Raw genomic sequence first — 737 nt, 5'->3', positions numbered from 1 at the left:
CGTGTTCAGCGTCGCTGCCTTGATCGACGCGTTGTCGTGTTCCGCAATAACGAGAGTCGTCATCAGATTACCTTCGCTTCGTTCTTCAGTTTTTCGACCAGCGTCTTCACGTCCGGCACCGTGATGCCCGCGCTGCGCTTCGGCGGCTCGACCACTTTCAGCGTCTTCAGACGCGGCGCGACATCGACGCCGAGGTCCGCGGGCTTCACCGTCGTCAGCGGCTTTTTCTTCGCCTTCATGATGTTCGGCAGCGTGACGTAGCGCGGCTCGTTCAGGCGCAGATCCGTCGTCACCACGGCGGGCAGCTTCAAAGAAAGCGTTTCCGCGCCGCCATCGACTTCACGCGACACCGTTGCCTTGCCATCCGCGATCACGACTTTCGATGCGAACGTCGCCTGCGGCAAACCCGCCAGCGCAGCCAACATTTGACCGGTCTGATTCGAATCGTCGTCGATGGCCTGCTTGCCGAGAATGATGAGTTCCGGCTTCTCCTGATCGACAAGCGCCTTCAGGATTTTCGCGACCGCCAGCGGCTGCAGTTCATCAGCGGATTCGACGAGAATCGCGCGATCCGCGCCGATAGCCAGCGCCGTACGCAGCGTCTCCTGACATTGCGTCACGCCGCAAGAAACAGCGATCACCTCCGTCGCGACGCCCGCTTCCTTCAAACGAACCGCTTCTTCGACGGCGATTTCGTCGAACGGGTTCATCGACATCTTCACGTTGGCGATATCGAC

General features: G+C 60.2%; 1 protein-coding gene. It reads right to left on the bottom strand.

Translation table 11 applies throughout. The features are described 5' to 3' along the window. Window positions 1-62: 62 nt before the first annotated feature. Window positions 63-737 (bottom strand): electron transfer flavoprotein subunit beta/FixA family protein (locus NOV72_RS31745; RefSeq protein ID WP_106858445.1); only part of this gene is annotated, 675 nt, incomplete at its 5' end.

The organism is Caballeronia novacaledonica (assembly GCF_900258035.1).
GTDB lineage: Bacteria > Pseudomonadota > Gammaproteobacteria > Burkholderiales > Burkholderiaceae > Caballeronia > Caballeronia novacaledonica.
This window is presented reverse-complemented; position numbering and strand designations above follow the sequence as displayed.